The organism is Marinilabiliales bacterium (genome assembly GCA_007695015.1).
Taxonomy (GTDB): Bacteria; Bacteroidota; Bacteroidia; order Bacteroidales; family PUMT01; genus PXAP01.
The window spans coordinates 94,820-111,894 of sequence record REEN01000058.1 but is presented as its reverse complement, the minus strand read 5'-3'; the positions used below and the strand labels follow the sequence as shown (position 1 = coordinate 111,894).

14 protein-coding genes are annotated in these 17,075 nt (G+C 46.3%); 7 read left to right on the top strand and 7 right to left on the bottom strand.

Features of this window, described 5'->3' with window-relative positions:
- Positions 1-1,100, bottom strand: a 1,100-nt coding sequence (locus EA408_07735; GenBank protein ID TVR72197.1) for a gfo/Idh/MocA family oxidoreductase, incomplete at its 3' end; no start/stop codon positions are given.
- 137 nt (positions 1,101-1,237) lie between these two features.
- Between EA408_07735 and EA408_07730 the strand changes: the two genes are divergently transcribed.
- Positions 1,238-2,194 (top strand): sugar phosphate isomerase/epimerase, encoded by a 957-nt coding sequence (locus EA408_07730; GenBank protein TVR72196.1) that lies wholly within the window; start codon positions 1,238-1,240, stop codon positions 2,192-2,194.
- 169 nt (positions 2,195-2,363) lie between these two features.
- Complete coding sequence (locus tag EA408_07725; GenBank protein TVR72195.1) at positions 2,364-2,906, top strand: hypothetical protein; 543 nt, start codon at positions 2,364-2,366, stop codon at positions 2,904-2,906.
- 114 nt (positions 2,907-3,020) lie between these two features.
- Here EA408_07725 and EA408_07720 read toward each other — a convergent pair whose 3' ends face one another.
- Complete coding sequence (locus EA408_07720) at positions 3,021-4,211, bottom strand: MFS transporter (GenBank protein TVR72194.1); 1,191 nt, start codon at positions 4,209-4,211, stop codon at positions 3,021-3,023.
- Positions 4,212-4,362: 151 nt separating this feature from the next.
- Positions 4,363-6,960: a glycoside hydrolase family 2 protein gene (locus EA408_07715; GenBank protein TVR72193.1), complete on the bottom strand. Its 2,598-nt coding sequence runs from the start codon at positions 6,958-6,960 to the stop codon at positions 4,363-4,365.
- 207 nt (positions 6,961-7,167) lie between these two features.
- On the opposite strand from EA408_07715, the gene EA408_07710 reads away from it, so the two are divergent.
- The 5 genes from EA408_07710 (at position 7,168) to EA408_07690 (ending at position 12,992) form a co-directional block, all read left to right on the top strand.
- On the top strand, positions 7,168-9,261 hold the full coding sequence (locus EA408_07710) for a PAS domain S-box protein (protein ID TVR72192.1): 2,094 nt from the start codon (positions 7,168-7,170) through the stop codon (positions 9,259-9,261).
- 169 nt (positions 9,262-9,430) lie between these two features.
- Complete coding sequence (gene crtI / locus EA408_07705; GenBank protein ID TVR72191.1) at positions 9,431-10,906, top strand: phytoene desaturase; 1,476 nt, start codon at positions 9,431-9,433, stop codon at positions 10,904-10,906.
- Positions 10,903-11,727 (top strand): phytoene/squalene synthase family protein, encoded by an 825-nt coding sequence (locus EA408_07700; GenBank protein ID TVR72190.1) that lies wholly within the window; start codon positions 10,903-10,905, stop codon positions 11,725-11,727. The genes crtI and EA408_07700 overlap by 4 nt, the downstream gene beginning before the upstream one ends.
- Before the next feature lie 9 nt (positions 11,728-11,736).
- Positions 11,737-12,267 carry an isopentenyl-diphosphate Delta-isomerase gene (locus EA408_07695; protein ID TVR72189.1) on the top strand — a complete coding sequence of 177 codons (531 nt, stop codon included), beginning with the start codon at positions 11,737-11,739 and terminating at the stop codon, positions 12,265-12,267.
- A gap of 5 nt (positions 12,268-12,272) precedes the next feature.
- Positions 12,273-12,992 carry a lycopene cyclase domain-containing protein gene (locus tag EA408_07690; protein ID TVR72204.1) on the top strand — a complete coding sequence of 240 codons (720 nt, stop codon included), beginning with the start codon at positions 12,273-12,275 and terminating at the stop codon, positions 12,990-12,992.
- Here the strand turns inward: EA408_07690 and tilS are convergent.
- The 4 genes from tilS to EA408_07670 form a co-directional block, all read right to left on the bottom strand.
- Complete coding sequence (tilS, locus tag EA408_07685; protein TVR72188.1) at positions 12,970-14,298, bottom strand: tRNA lysidine(34) synthetase TilS; 1,329 nt, start codon at positions 14,296-14,298, stop codon at positions 12,970-12,972. The genes EA408_07690 and tilS overlap by 23 nt on opposite strands.
- A gap of 66 nt (positions 14,299-14,364) precedes the next feature.
- Complete coding sequence (locus EA408_07680; GenBank protein TVR72187.1) at positions 14,365-15,198, bottom strand: HD domain-containing protein; 834 nt, start codon at positions 15,196-15,198, stop codon at positions 14,365-14,367.
- A 69-nt stretch (positions 15,199-15,267) separates the two neighbouring features.
- Positions 15,268-15,519, bottom strand: a complete 252-nt coding sequence (locus tag EA408_07675; protein TVR72186.1) for a DNA-binding protein — start codon at positions 15,517-15,519, stop codon at positions 15,268-15,270.
- 99 nt (positions 15,520-15,618) lie between these two features.
- Positions 15,619-17,010 carry a nodulation protein NfeD gene (locus EA408_07670; GenBank protein ID TVR72203.1) on the bottom strand — a complete coding sequence of 464 codons (1,392 nt, stop codon included), beginning with the start codon at positions 17,008-17,010 and terminating at the stop codon, positions 15,619-15,621.
- Positions 17,011-17,075: the final 65 nt, after the last annotated feature.

Sequence of the window (17,075 nt, the reverse complement as noted above, 5' to 3'; positions counted from 1 at the left end):
GGGTTGACGGCCACCCTTGACATCTCCGAACCGGTGCCTTCAACGGGATAGTCATATTCCCATAACAGGTTACCGTCATAATCGAATATCTGGTTCTGGCAGTTCGTGTACCCCTTTGTGCCGTAGAGCCACTGACCGACATAGTTTGTGCAGCCGTTTATCTGCCTGCACATGCTTTGGTAGTGCCTGCCGTCATCAAATACGAAATCGATGCTGAAAAAGTCGAACTGATCGCCGGTGGGCCTGTGATGCCTGCCTCCAAATCCGGTTGCTTTGGCAGGGTACTTTTCAAAAAACCAGTTGAGCACATCTATCTGGTGTATGTGCTGCTCTACAATATGGTCGCCCGAGAGCCAGCACCAGTTGAGCCAGTTTCTCACCATAGCTTCCATATCGCTCCAGCCCGGCTGCCTGTTTACATGCCACAGTGCGCCGATATTGTAATAACAGTTGGCGGAGACCAGGTCGCCGATAGCACCGTTCTTTACCATGTCGAAAGCAGCGACATAATCTCTCATGTGCCTGTACTGGGTGCCCGCAACAACCGAAAGTCCTGCTGATTCAGCCATCTTACCCGTAGCCATTACCGACCTTGATCCCCAGGGGTCGACTGATACCGGTTTTTCAAGGAAACAGTGCTTTCTTGCCTGTACGGCGGCCTCAAAATGCAAGGGGCGGAAGTGTGGTGGTGCGGCACAGAGTATGATATCCACGCCGGAGTCTATAACCTGCTTGTAGGCATCAAATCCTGTAAAACAGTTCTCATCGGCAATCTCAACACCGTGACGCTCCCTGAGCCTCTCGCGACAGCTGTCTATCCTGTGTTGAAAAACGTCACCCAATGCTGTCAGTTCAAGGTTAGGCCCGGCATTGATGAAGTTGGAGGCTGCACCTGTGCCTCTGCCTCCGCACCCGATCAGTCCGGCCTTTAGCGGCGGCCCGTCAGGTGCGGTATCGGGGAACGCGGGGGTTCTGTATTCGGTCCTGCGGGAGGTGCAGGATGAGAGCAGGCTTCCTGCACCAAAGGCGCCAAGCATTGCCATTCCGGCTGTATTGCTTATAAACCTGCGCCTTGACGGTGATTTGTGGTTATGGTCCATCTGTCTGGCATTTGTTCAGATGCGAAATATATCGAATTAACAGGAAATAATATGGAATATATTCAGGTATTTTGTAATTTGACCCTCATAAGATGCCTTACCGGCAGCACAAACATAATAAATAAAAAACTGCAATTATGTCAAAGTCAAGACGCAACTTTATTAAAAATCTGGCAATCGCAGGAGCAGCCGTTACTGCCGCTTCATGCAGGGAACTTTCAACCGCCGGTGAAAAAAAGGAGGACGGCCACCCCCGCGGGTATTCAAATCTTATTGGCGTTTCAACCTATTCATTCTGGCATTTCGACCGTACAAGGGAAGATGCCACAGTTGAGAACTGTATTGAACGTTCAGCAAGAATGGGTGCTGACGGAGTGGAAATACTTAAAGTGCAGATGAGCAGTGAAGACAATGCATATCTTCAGAAGCTGAAAAGGATTGCTTTGCATGCCGGACAACCCCTGATGGGTCTTTCCACTCACCAGGATTTTGTTTCGCCCGAAAAAGATGTACGTGACCAGAATATTGAACGAACAAGGAAACAGATTGATATTGCGCACAGGCTTGGTATTCCCACGATCAGGATCAATACAGGGCGCTGGGGAACAATACGATCGTTCGACGACCTGATGGCGAACAAGGGTATTGAACCTGTTCTGGAGGGATACACCGACGAAGAGGGCTTTGGATGGGTTATCGACTCTATTGAGCAGCTTCTGCCTATGGCAGAGGAGTATGGTGTAGTTCTCGGACTTGAAAACCATTGGGGACTGGGTCGCACTGCTAAGGGAGTGATGAGAATTGTGAACGAAATTGATTCTCCCTGGTTGCAGGTTACAGCAGATACGGGAAACTTTTTCGACGACAAATATGAGCAGTTTGACATGATAGCCGAAAAAGCTGTACTCGTACAGGCAAAAACCTATTACGGCGGTGGTAACTGGTACACGCTTGACCTGGATTACAACATCTATGCTGAAATACTGCGCAAGCACAATTACAGGGGGTATATATCTCTTGAATTTGAAGGGCAGGAGGATCCTGAAACAGCTGTTCCGAAAAGCATTGAGATGCTCAGGAAAGCGTTCGGATGATCTGAATCCACCGGTTCGTGTTGTTATGTAGCCGGGCTGACTCTATGAAGATACCGGTTCGTGTTGTTATGTAGCCGGGCTGACTATATGAAGCTTCTGTGAAATAGAATTGGAAGTTGATACGTTTATTTATAACTTGCCTTAATATTTTAATATAAAATCTTTCGCCATGAAGGATATAGAGAGTTCGACCAGTGTCAGCCACCCTTATCCCGGTGTCATTGCCATTTCACTGTGTTTTGCAGTCTTTTTCGTTATTACTGTTGAGGCACAGATCGCGGAGGCAGGGTATTTAAAAACTGTTACGGGGAGTACAGCTGCGACAATTTCTGAGGATGCTGTTACAGTATCTGATGATGATCTGTGTTCGATCAATGCTATAAGAAGGTTCCTGGCAAGGAACATCACCTATCCAAAAGCTGCTGCCGAAGAGGGTCAGGCCGGCACGGTTGAGCTGTATGCCAGGATAAGCAATAACGGCAGGGTGAATGAAATACTCGAACTCCAGCCGGTACGAGATTACATTGAACTTGATGAGATAGTTGTAGTCACTTATGCTCCCGAAGGTATCCGGATCTGCCAATCGGCAAGGCACACGGCTCTGATCGAAGAGAGCCGCAGGGCCGTAATGTCCATGCCGAGATGTGATATACAGGAGATATTCGGGCAGACACTCAAGTTCACCTTCAGGTTTGTGCTTCAGCAGCCCTAACCTTCATTGATCCGGGAAATATTACACGACCGGCTCCCGGCCGGTCGCGTGATAAGCAATTCCATAGTTGTACGATCTGCCCGTGCTATTCGCAGGGACCTGGTCCCGGGAAGATCAGCTCTCTTTCGGTTTTCCCACGCTGCCAATGAACAGTGATATCAGAACAAGTATGCCGGCCATAACTGCCGCTATCATAAGGCTTTGCTGAACAGTTGCATCAACACTCAGATTACCTATGATATTGGGTACAAAGGTGCCTCCAAGAAGCCCTACCGAGAACATGATTCCGAAAATACTTCCGTAAAGGCTGGGGTTGAATTTCCCGAATGTAACACCGACAATAGTGGGGAAGATGGGTGCAAATGCCAGTCCGGCCAGAATTACCGCAAATATTCCCAGTGCAGGACTTTTCGCTGCTACCATCAACAGGATTGCCCCCAGGGAAACCACCGACATGACCACTATCACCTTTCCACCTATTGCCGTAAGGTTTTTGATTGTTGACGTAAGGAAACGGCCTGCCATCATAGACACACCAAACAGGCTCAGGACTATACCCGATTTTGCTGACACTCCGGTGACTCCGGCGTCAGAATAAAGCTCGTTCATCAGTGACCGTATCCAGGTTCCCATTGATATTTCCAGGGAGATATAGCAGAAGAGCGCAATAGCGGCAATAATAACCGCGGGTTTTACCAGTACCTTGAAAGCCATGGTAAATTCAAACCCGATGGAAACTTTAGGATAAGTTGCAGATAACGAAAAAATCAGGAATATCAACATAAAGACGGCAAGGACTATAAGTGCGGCATTGTAACTCATACCCAGGGAATCAAACATGAAAACTATAAGAAGGGGGGTGACTATGTATCCAAGTCCGAAAAATGCATTGCCGAAATTGCTGGCACGCGCCGGGTCATTGCCCTGGAAGAGCACGACCGGTATAAGGGTATTTCCTACGGTGTTAAGCGACATCGCACCGAAACCCATCAGTATACATGCGAAAAGTGCAAAACCGAAACTGGTTGCAAAGGAGAGAAGAAGCATGCTGAGAGCAGTAACAACAAACCCGAAAAAAGCCACCGGTTTGTATCCGATCTTGTCGACCATCGGTCCGACAAACAGCTGGACAATACAACTGGTAAGGAACATCCCAAGCACCAGCGTGCCGAACTGTCCCTCGTTAATGCCCAGGTGAGTCATCAGTTCGGTGGATACCGAACCCAGTATGATAAAACAAATTGCCAGGGTAAAAACAGCCATGAGCGCTACTATTGCTGCTCCTTTGTGATTCTGGTTTTCCATTTTTTTAAGGTTTAGGTTATTTGGTTAAGGATTTTCAGTGCAATCATGCCGTTACAGACGGTTTCAAATTTATGGTATCTGCCGGTCAATTGCAACCCCACCGATGAATTGTTTTGTAAAATCAGGAATCCGCCATACCGGCCGCGACATCTCAGCGATTATGCTTCAGGTCGTTGAGTGTTATTATTTTTATATCATCGGGGCCAAGTGGCTGTGATGTATAAATCTCAACTGTTGCATTCCTGCCGGGCAGGAGGTCGAAAAAGTTGCTGCTGAATGTTGCATCAGGATCTTCGGTCTGCAGATAAACGTTCCTGGCCAGCATATCGCTAGAAAGGTCAACAGTGTAGCTCCCCTGGCCGGCTGTAAGGTTAATTGAGACCTGTGCATCGGGAAGCTCCTGGTACCTGGGCGCAGTAAAGTAAAGAGTGTTGGCGGCAACAACCCCTGCCGCTGACAGCAGATCAGCCGTCAAAACTATACTGCCGGGCCGGTCGCCGGCCGGCAATGATGGCTCTGCGACGGAGTGAACAAGAGTCGCTGTGTTTGCCGGTATGCTGACCTCTACCGTTTCGCTCCACAATTCGTTTCCTGAAAAATCGATAAGCGACAGCATCAGCTCTGCCTCGAAGGGTTCAAGCCTGTCTGATACCACGTAGATATTGATATTGTCTTCTTCGATAACGGGCGAAACGATAACCTCCTCATATGCATCCCTTACAGCGTAGTGAGAAGCTTTCCAGCGGTTGTGGTAATCGACGGTAGACCATGAGACGGTAGGCCAGCAATCGTTTAGCTGCCAGTAAAGTGTGCCCATGCAATGGGGCATTGCCCTCCTGTGCGACTCTATGGCGGTGCGGTATCCCTTAGCCTGCAGCAACTGGCTGACATACGTAAAATCTTTAAAGCTTTCAGGTACCCTGTAGTACATCTCCATGTACCACCTGATCATGTCGTTGCCGTCAAAACCGGGCGCCAGCCATGACATGTCGCTCCGTTGCCTGTGCCTCATAACTTCCGAGTCGATGTCATGGTCTTCGGGCAGGGTGAAGCTTTCGATTGTATGCATTCCCGGAAATGCCTGCATGCCCCACTCGCTGACGAAGCGGGGTACGTTATTACCATAGTTTGAGAACGGCTGTTGTCCGAACCATACGGTCCAGTCATGCTCATCACCCGACCTACGGTCAGCCAGAGTATTGCCGACCGACGAGGGGGAGGAGGACCAGTAGTCGTTTTTGGGATCAAGTTCAGAAACCACACCAGGAAGTATTTCGTGGAAGATGCGCTCGTAGGTGCGCCACATGAAATCCCTCTGCTCAGGCGTGTACAGGTCCTGCCATCCCCAATGGTGCCAGCCGTGCAGATTCTCGTTATTGCCGCACCAGAGGGCTATGGAGGTGCGGTTCCTCAGCCTTCGCACGTTGTATTCGGCTTCTCTTTTGATGTTCTCAAGGTGGGCCTCGTCGCCGGGCTGCAGGTTGCAGGCAAACATGAAATCCTGCCACACCAGTAGTCCGTTACGGTCGCACAGCTCATAGAAATAGTCCTCCTCGTAAATGGCGCCGCCCCAGACCCTGAGCATGTTCATGTTAGCACTCAAAGCATTTTCAATCAGGTTTTCATACATTTCATCAGTCGTACGCGGAGTAAGCGTTTCGGAGGGTATGATGTTGGCTCCTTTCATAAAGACAGGGACCCCGTTTACCTCGAAGTGGAATGAGTGGCCGGTTTCATCAGGCTCCTGTACCAGCTTAACAGTGCGTACCCCGTAGTCGATATCGTATCTGCTGATTAACTTTCCATCCTTTTCCAGCCTGAAGCTTAGATCGTAGAGGTAAGGTTCTCCAAGGCCGTTTGTCCACCACAAACGGGGATTGTCGATTTCAATGCCCAGCCCTGCTTCGTTGTGCCCGGGCTGTGCTGCAATAGCATTGGTAATGCCGGAGTGTTTCCCGTTTATGTAGAGCGAGAGGACGTACTCTTCCCCGGTAAGGGAATAAATCTCAACACCTGCAGAAACCACGGCCCTGTCATTGCCGGCCACGGTAGTCTCAAGATAGAGGTCTGATATCCTGGCGCTGTTCCATGCTGTGAGCCTGACGGGCCGCCATATTCCGGAGGTGACAAGCCGCGGCCCCCAGTCCCATCCGTAATGGAAAGGGGCCTTGCGTGTAAAAACACTGGTTTGACTGCCACGTGGCGCCTGCTCATTGGTGGCGGGGATATGGTAGTCGACCTGCTGAAGCTTTTCCATACCCACCCTTACGGGGGAAAGGAACAGTATACGCAGCTCGTTTTCACCCTCAATCAACAACTCCCGGCAGCTGATACGGTGGCCCACGAACATATTGTCTGAAGTCAATATGTGATGGCCGTTCAGGTAAACATTGGCATAGGTGTCAAGTCCGTGAAACTCCAGCTCGGCAACATCCCTTTCGAGCATTCCGGCATCCACCATAAAAGTGGTAAGGTACTCCCAGTCTGCCTCCTCTATCCACTGCGCATCATCTTCATTTGTACGCCAGAAAAAATCATCGATAATACCGTTTGCCAGCAGGTCGGTATGAACGGTGCCCGGCACTTCTGCAGGGAGCCAATCGCTGGTGCCGGACTGCCTGAACTGCCAGTTATCTTCGATATTTATGATCATTGGAAGGTCCTCTACCGTGGCCGGAGTACAGGACAGGATAAAAGCCGGAACCAGTGCAAGGATAATTATCCTGATGGTCAATATGTGTCTTGTCATAATTGCTGATTTTAAAATTTTTGATTGCCGGATTAAACCGGAGCTGGCATTATGGTGGTGGTTGCAATGCAAATATGCAAAAAATATTTTCCACTGTGGTCAGACGAATGCGCAGTAATTAATTGCAGGCATAAGCATAAATAAAAGTATAAATATATTATATTGCGTATGAATAGGTTTTAACTGTCATTTTGCGAAACCTGCCCCATGATCTATATATCGCTGCTGAATAATATTACACTGCTTGTAACACTGAGTGTTATCCATTCATTGTTATTAAGATATCTTGGCCCTGGATCTAAGAGGTTCAGGGCCCTGTCAGGAACCCTTTTTGGGCTCGTGGCTGTAACAGGCATGCTAAACTCAGTTGAGCTTCAACCGGGAGTCATTTTTGACGGGAGGTCGATTATCCTTGTTACAGCCGGTGTATTTGGCGGACCTGTGCCGGTTATAATTGCAATGCTTATAAGCTCATCCTACAGGATATTCCTGGGTGGTGCAGGCACCCTGATGGGGGTGCTGGTGATCATACAGTCCGGATTTATGGGTCTGCTTTTCAATTACCTCAGAAAGAAGCTGGGATGGTCTCCAGGGTTAGTTCATTATTTTGTCCTGGCCCTGGTTGTTCATGTGAATATGCTAATACTGGCAGTTTTCCTTCCGGGGCAGATCGCTTCAGAAGTGATACCGGTTATTGGAATGCCTGTTCTAACCATCTATCCGGTTGCCACCCTTTTGCTTTTTATCCTTTTTGCCAGGCAGGAGCAGTACCGCAAAATGGTTGCCAGGCTATCCGACAGAGAGGCGGCACTTATGGAGGCCAATAAGATTGCCGGCATGGGCAGATGGGAACACGATCTGTCAACCGGTCGCCTTGAATGGTCGGATACGATATTCGATATTTTTGAAATAGACAAAGGTAAGTTCGGGGCCTCCTATGATGCATTTATTGAGGCGGTTCATCCGGAGGACAGGAGTGCCGTAGATACTGCATACCACAGATCACTGGAGACCAGAAAACCATATGAAATCGAACACCGGCTGCTTATGAAAGACGGCCGGGTAAAATTTGTCCTTGAAAGATGCCGGACAAGCTACAACGATGAGGGAAGTCCCGTTAAGTCAGTTGGCATAGTGCAGGATATTACTTACCGGGAAGAGGCGAGAATGGCTCTCGAAGAATCAAGAAAGATGCTCCGGCTTATAATAGATTCCATTCCTATCCGGGTCTTCTGGAAGGATAACAACAGCCGCTACCTTGGATGCAACATTCCTTTTGCCCGGGATGCCGGTTTTGACAGTCCCGACGAACTTGCCGGCCTGGATGATTACCAGATGGGCTGGATTGACCAGGCTGAGCTTTACCGTCGCGATGACAGGATGGTTATGGAGACGGGAAAACCCAAACTGAATTATGAAGAACCGCAAACAACGCCTGACGGAGGCAGGATATGGCTGAAAACCAACAAGGTTCCTCTCACAGATATTAATGGCGATATAATAGGCGTTCTGGGTACATACGAGGATATTACCCCGGGAAAAAAGATGGAGCAGGAGCTGATCAATGCCAGGGACCGGGCAGAGGAGAGTGACAGGCTGAAGACGGCATTCCTGAATAATCTTTCTCATGAGATCCGTACTCCGCTTAATGCCATTGTTGGGTTCAGCGAACTTCTTGACAGGGAAGAAACGGACAAGAAGGACATTGAGAAATATGCAGGAATTATACAACACAGCAGCAGCCAGCTTCTGGCAATAATTGACGATATTTTTGATATTGCTGCCATCGAGGCCGGACAGGTAAGGTTATTATTCAAAAAGACCGGTATCAGAACACTGCTTACCCGCATTATTGAACAGTATCAGATACAGGCCTTAGAGAATAACAATAACCTGTCACTTGATATTGAACTAACCGGAAGTGATCAGTATTTAATGACTGATGAGACAAAGCTGAACCAGATCATCTGCAACCTGTTAAATAATGCATTGAAATTTACCCGTAACGGAAAAATTGTGGTTGCCTGCAGGGGAGAGATGGATCAATTAAGGTTATCGGTGAGTGATACCGGAGTTGGAATACCCGAAGAACTGCATGGGGTAATCTTTGACCGCTTCAGGCAGGGCACAAAAGATGCAACCGGCGAATACGGTGGCAGCGGACTTGGACTGTTCATTGCGAAATCTTATGCGGAATTACTGGGAGGCACCATAGATCTTGAATCATCACCGGGGGAAGGTTCTGTTTTTATTGTCACAATACCTTTAAAGCAACCTGACAGTGCGGCTTACACTGAATAGCAGGAAAACTCCGGGAGTAAAGAAACATTGTTTTTGTTCCCGATGAATATTTCTCAATAAGTACCAAACCGGCATATATATTAGTTCTGCCCGGTTTGTATTTACCATTATTTGAACAAAGCTTTCTTTGTTGTGTTTAAGGTTTGTATTACTTCAAATTAACAAAAAAATGTCAAAAAAAGTATTGGTCATAGGGGCTGGTTTTGCCGGGTTATCAGCTGCATCAGTTCTTGCAAATGCGGGGTTTTCGGTTACTGTGATTGAAAAGAACAGCATTCCCGGCGGCCGTGCAAGGAATTATGAGGAAAATGGATTTTTATATGACATGGGACCGAGCTGGTACTGGCTTCCTGATGTTTTTGAAAGGTTTTTCGGTCTTTTCGGTAAACAGGCGTCCGATTATTACAAGCTTCTCAGGCTTGATCCATCCTACAGGGTTTTTTACAGTAAAGACGAGATAGTCGATGTGCCGGCGGGACGGGACAATGTGATCGGACTTTTTGAGAGCATTGAAAAGGGAAGCGGGGTAAAACTTGACAGGTTCCTTAAGGAGGCTGAATACAAATACCGGGTAGGGATGACCCGCCTGGTGTACAAACCTGCAAAATCGATCTTTGAATATGTAGAGTGGGAGGTTGTAAAGGGGGTATTCAAACTTGATCTGCTCAGATCATTTCATAGTTACGTCAGGAAAAACTTCAAAGATCCACGCCTATGGCCGCTGCTTGAGTTTCCGGTAATATTTCTGGGTGCCACTCCAAAAAAGACACCTGCCCTTTACAGTCTGATGAATTACGCTGATATGGGACTTGGAACTTGGTATCCGATGGGAGGTATGTACGAGGTGGTGAAAGGTTTTGAGAAGCTTGCACGTTCACTTGGTGTTGAATTTCTTTATAACAAGCCGGTTGAAAAAATTATTGTAAAAAATGGCAGAGCCACCGGTGTTCAAGCAGGCGGGGAGCTTTACAGCGGCGATTATATTGTGGGCGCGGCTGACTATCATCATATTGAGCACTCACTGCTTCCTGATGGCATGGAAAAGTACAGTGAAAAATACTGGAACAGCAGGGAAATGGCACCTTCATCTTTGCTTTTCTATATCGGTCTTGACCGTAAATATGAGAACCTTATTCATCATAACCTCATGTTTGATGAGGATTTCCAGGTTCATTCAAGCGAAATTTTTGAGCAAAAGAAATGGCCCTCCAAACCGCTTCTGTATACCTCGGTAACATCAAAGACAGACCCTTCAGTTGCTCCTGAGGGTAAAGAAAACCTGGTGGTGCTGATACCTGTGGCTTCAGGCCTGGCGGACAAAGATGAAACGAGGGAAAACTATTACAATATTGTCATGGACCGGCTGGAACATTTGACTGGTGAACCTATGAGGAACCATGTTATTCTCAGAAAAAGTTATGCACATAAGGATTTTGCCGCCGATTACAACGCCTATAAAGGAAATGCTTACGGGCTTGGAAACACCCTGATGCAAACGGCTGTTCTCAAACCCAGTCTTTTATCCGGAAAAGTAAGGAATCTGGTTTATGCCGGACAACTGACGACACCGGGTCCCGGTGTGCCTCCCACCATTATCAGCGGTGAGGTTGCTGCCGGCGAAATTATTAAAATGCGAGGAAAATGAAGGAACTTTACGACAAAGTATCATTCAGGGCCAGCAAAATGACCACTATTGCATACAGCACCTCCTTCAGCCTTGGAATAAGGGTCTTCGACAGGAAGTTTCATGATCCTGTATATGGAATATACGGATTTGTAAGACTGGCAGACGAAATTGTTGATACATTTCATGCATATGACAAGGAGAGACTGCTTAAGGATTTCAGGAAAGACACACATCAGGCTATAAGCGATGGTATTAGCCTTAATCCGGTACTCAACAGTTTTCAGCATGTTGTAAACAAGTACGGGATTGAGAGAGACCTTGTCGATACTTTTCTGAACAGTATGGAGATGGACCTTGAAAAAAGATCATATGACAACAGTGGTTATGAAAGGTATATACTTGGATCGGCCGAAGTTGTCGGACTTATGTGCCTGCGGGTTTTTCTTGAGGGAGATGATGGTAAATACCAGGAACTGAAGCCCCATGCCATGAGCCTTGGCTCGGCCTTCCAGAAGATCAATTTTCTGAGGGATCTCCATGCTGATTACAGTACACTGGGCCGGACCTACTTTCCCGGAGTTGACCTTGAGAATTTCAGTGAAACAGACAGAATAAGGATCGAAGAGGACATTGAAAGGGATTTCAGGCATGGTTACGACGGTATCAAAAAGCTTCCCTCATCAGCAAAAAGGGGTGTTTATATAGCATATATATATTATTACAGTCTTTTCAAAAAGATCAGGAAAACCCCGACAACCGCTCTGCTGAAAAAGAGGGTCAGAATTCCTGACTCAAAGAAATACTGGCTGTTGGTTTTATCATATTTCAAATTAAACTGATCTACCCTGATGACGAAAGAGAAAGTGGTATTAGTTGATGAAAATGACATGGAAACAGGTACCATGGAAAAGATTGAGGCTCATAAAAAAGGTGTGTTGCACAGAGCGTTCTCGGTTTTCGTGGTTAACAGCAGGGGGGAACTGCTGCTTCAGAGAAGGGCTGCAGCCAAATATCATTCTCCGGGTTTGTGGACCAATACCTGTTGCAGTCACCCGCGGCACGGAGAAGATGTGCAAGCAGCTGCAAAAAGAAGGTTGTACGAGGAGATGGGGATGGATGGACAGCTCCATAAGTCCTTTTCGTTTATCTACAGGGCGGAGTTTGACAATGGTCTTACTGAACATGAATTCGACCATGTTTTAATAGGTATCAGCGATGAGGAACCGCGGCCGGACCGGGATGAGGTAGATGAGTTCATTTATGCAGACCTGGATGAGCTTGACGACGACATGAAAGATAACCCCGGCAAATACACTGTGTGGTTCCTGATTGCATATCCCAGGGTAAAAGAAAAACTGAGAGAGCTGGTAAAAAAATAACAACAATCATGTACACATATCTGCTGATAAATATTTTCGCAATCCTTTTTCCTTTTGTTATAAGCTTTGACAAACGGAATTATTTCTTTGCCAGGTGGAAATTTCTGTTTCCTGCAATAGCGATTACCGGACTGTTTTTTATTTTATGGGACATGCTTTTTACAGGCATGGGGATCTGGGGGTTTAACCCAAGATATCTTACAGGCATATATATAGTAAATCTCCCGTTGGAAGAGGTGTTGTTTTTTATTACGATCCCCTTTGCCTGTGTGTTTACATATGACACCCTGAAGTACTTTGTAAAACGGGACCTGCCGGCAAAATACTCCAGGCCGGTTTCATTTGTACTTGCAGCGGGCCTTCTCATTATTGCTGTTTTCAATCTTTCAAAGTTATATACTTCGGTCACCTTTATACTTGCTGCCACATTTATATTATATCATGAACTTGTACTCAAATCTCCCTACATGGGAAGATTCTACCTGTCTTATGCAATATTGTTGTTGCCGTTCCTTATTATCAACGGGATATTGACAGGTTCCTTTATTGAAGAGCAGGTGGTGTGGTACGATAACAACCATAACCTGTCGCTCAGGATATTCACAATTCCGGTTGAAGATGTAATCTACGGACTTTTCCTTGTTCTTATGAATGTTACTTTCTTTGAGTATTTCCGGAGGAGGATTAAGCCTGAAAGTCATGTCATTCAAGAATCTCGATCATGAGTATGTCTTTTGTGCGTTCGGTGATCCTGAACCTGTCATCCAGCCTGTGGCCTGCAATCCAGACTATCCTTGACCCGGAGGCAAGTATCCAGACTCTCTCTTTTTGAGCTATGGAAAACTTGTTATCTATAAAGAAATCACTCAGTTTTTTCAACCCACCCATGCCAAGGGGCTGAAAATAGTCGCCCTTCTGCCACTTTCTGAGCAGAAGCGGATAATGGAGCATGCCTGCATCAACACAGGCAATATTTCTGTCAGCCGGTATTTTAAAACCCGGTTGATGCCTGTGTTTTGAAATTCTCATATTGAGCGGCTCACTGAGTGTAGTTGAATCTTCATCAATATAGTACCGGGTAAGTCCGTGTACGGGGAGAGCTGTAATTATAAGGTGCTCCCTGTCTCTTATCAACCGGTGTGTCGGTGAATAGAACTGTTTTCCTGAAGTTCCGCCCTGCATCGCAACCAGTATATCCTCGGTGACTTCCCTGGGGAAATTCCATCTTTTGAGGAACCCATACAGATATGCCGGCAGGGGATGGAGGCCGGACAACGAATTAATACTTACAATATAATCATTGCCTTGACTCTCAAACAGGTATGAAAACTTATTCTCAATAGTTTCCGAAAAAATAGCATCAGCTTCTTTGAGCCGGCCGGCAGTATCATATATGTTGCCGATGAAGCCTGGAGATATTTTTTCAAATTCCGGAATTATTGCATGCCTGACATAGTTCCGTAAATACTTTGTTTCATAATTACTGGAATCTTCCCTGTGGAGGATATTATGATGTGATGCATATTCTGATATGGATTTTCTGTCTGCAAATAGAAGGGGCCTTACAATACTGCCTGTTTTGGGCCTGATCCCTGTCAACCCCCTGAGGCCTGTACCCCTCAAGAGGTTAATTAAAAAGGTTTCGGCAACGTCATTCTTGTTATGGGCAATTGCAACGTACCTGCAGTCCAGGTCACCCAGGAGTTTTAAGAACCATTCATACCTCAGCTCTCGTGCTGCCATCTGAAGCGATATCCCCTTTTCTGCTGCATATTCTTTTGTGTTAAAAGCGCCGGGAATAAACCGTATGTTTTGCCGGCGGCATTCGCTTTCAACAAAAATCTGATCTTCATCTGATTCCGCCCCCCTTAGTTTGAAATTGCAATGTGCTGCGTATACATCCAATCCTGCACTTGTCATAAGATGCAGCATGACCATCGAATCAATCCCACCGCTGAGCCCAAGCAGGATCCTGTCATCATGTGTGAAAAGATCGTTGGTTTTTATAAAATCCTGAAACAACTCATCCATTGGCCGGCATGTTTAAAATGCAAGATAAAAAATACTGAAACTAAATACACACTGGTTTGGAATGATTTATGTGCTGCATTGTGGCTCACTTTCCATATCAGCCAACAGGTCGCAGCCAAAGTTCCTGAAATCTTCATTTTTGCCGTTCAAAAGATTTACAGCAAATCCCTGAAGGCTTCCTCCTGTTGTCTTGTGGTAATCCATATAGCATCTGATGATCTCTTTTTGCAGTACCTTATTTTGCTGCGCCATAGTTTCATAGAAATCGCGTGTATAATTGTATCTCTTTTCATGCTTTGCAATAAGATCAACCGGCATCCAGTTCTGCTGTGTAAACCTTCTGAACCTTAAGTCCAAATTTTTCAGCACTTTCCCGGGAAGTTCGGCAAAAGTGATGCCACGCAGGAGATATATTTCAGCATAGCGAAGAATCCCTGCAGGTCCGTAGGCATCAAGATCATCACACAGGGAGACTATTATTGGAATGCCGGGCACCAAGCCGCTCTCGCCCGTTTCAAGAATCTCTTTTTTGTCATGCTGCTCGACGGCTGAAACAGCCATTGCAGTATCTGCCGGGAAAGCGCACCGGTTCCGGTCCAGGAACCTTTTGAGTATTATAGCACTTTCTGAACCGTGATCTTCACTCAATGTAACGGTAAGGCCTGTGTCATGAAAGAATACGGCAAGCATCAGCTGCTCGATGTCATTTCTGTTAAACTCCCTTAGTCCATGAGGCAGCATAGTTATCATCTCTTTTGTATAGTGCCATACTCTCAGATGGTGGTCATGGTCATGGGAGGGCAGTTTCTGCCCTTTAAACAGATTCATGCAGTAGCTGTAGAGAGTTGTGAGATGAAGCTCCTCTGCACTTTTTATGATTATTGTTATCCTGTTATCCATATATAAAAAAATGGCAGAAAAGCGTGCTTCCCTGCCATAATCACATAATCAATTATCATCTGATGCTCATCAGTTGACACCCTCTTTTGCAAGTATATCTTTTGCCATATCAAGTATAGTGGTGTCATCCAATACAACTATTCCTCCGTTGGGTCCTTTTTCAAGATGTATGCCGACTGTTTCTCCCTCATCGTAATTTGCTCCTCCAAAGTAGTTCCTGACTGTTTCTACGCTAAGGTTGAGCTCATCAGCTATTTTTCTCATGCTTCCGTCCGGCAAACTGTCCTTGATCTTCCGTAGTTCATTGAATGTTATTGTCATATCACGTTATTATGTGGGTTAGTAATGTTGAAATCCTGTCTTAAAAGTAATGAATTTTGCCGGGATAAAATAATGTTTTCAATAAAAAGGACCCCAGGGTTATATTTCCTTTACCACGTATATCTGCCCTGTTTCAAATTTAACTACTTTGACTTTTTCTCCTTTATCTATGAAACCAACGAGCGATTTTGCATCATATTGTTCAGACTCGACCTCAACCCTGCCTGAAGGTCGTAAAGAAGTTGACGCGGTTCCCTGTTTACCAACAAGTTCACGGGATTTATTGTCAACACCTATATATCCCTGCTCTTTGTCCTGAATTGAACTCAGCACAAGATGAGAGAAGACGGTCGTGTCAAGAAGTCTCCGGCTGACAGAAATTGATGTAACAAGTGCAACAAATGAACTGAATATAACGAGCAGCAAAGACCTGATAAAAGGCCTGAGACCTGCTCCTTCGAACTCCCAGACGATATTGTCGATCATAGCAAGGGTGAGTCCGGTTACCATCAGCACCAGGCCAGCTATACCTGCCACCCCGAAACCGGGTATGGCAAAAATCTCAATTGCAAGCAGGATAACTCCTATTATGAAAAGGGCTATTTCCCAGTTTTGTGCTATACCTTCTAAATACAGCGGGGCAAAGTAAAGGATAGCTGCCAGAAACGCCATTCCGAGGGGGAACCCAATGCCCGGTGTCTGCAGCTCAAAATAGAGTCCCCCGATAATTATCATAATAAGTATACTTTGAAATACAGGGTGGATAAGGAAACCGATAACGGATTCCATGGCAGTCAGTTCATATTCAATGATCTCATAATTTTCAATCCCTGCTTTTTGGAGGACTTCACTTATGGTAGAGGCAATTCCTTCACAATAACCTGCCTCAATAGCTTCTTCGGCAGTGAGGGTAAGCACTTTGCCTGTATCTATAATGTTTGGTATGTAGACAGAAGGGTCAACCATGGCTTCGGCAATTACCGGATCCCGGCGCCACTTGACTATGGTGTCGGACTCAGTTATCAGGGTGTCCCTTCCGTGCGATTCGGCTGTGGCGCGCATTGCAGACCGCATAAAAGACTGAAACTTATCGGGTACCTCCGCACCGGTGGCATCAACAACAGTCGCCGCCCCGATACTTGATCCGGATCGCATATATATCTCCTGCGCGGCTATTGCTATGAGTGCGCCGGCAGATATGGCGTTGTTATCTATGAAGACAATCACCGGTATATCAGTGTTCAGTATTTTGGTCCTTATTGAATCGGCAGCCTGTACCAGGCCTCCGTAAGTGTTCATATGGATCAGGATATAGTCGGCCTGAAGCTCTTCAGCCTCGGTGAATGCCTGCTGTGTCTGCCTCCATAATGCAGGCATGACCTCAGTTCTCATATCGAACTTGTATACAAGCTTCCTCTCTTCAGCTTCTTCAGTACCGGCAAATGATACCGACTGTGCTGCAATCAGAAGGATGGTGAAACATTTCAGCATTTTGCGGGATATGGTCATTTCTTTGTATTTATAATTATCTCTTTTGCCTGATATATACGAATACA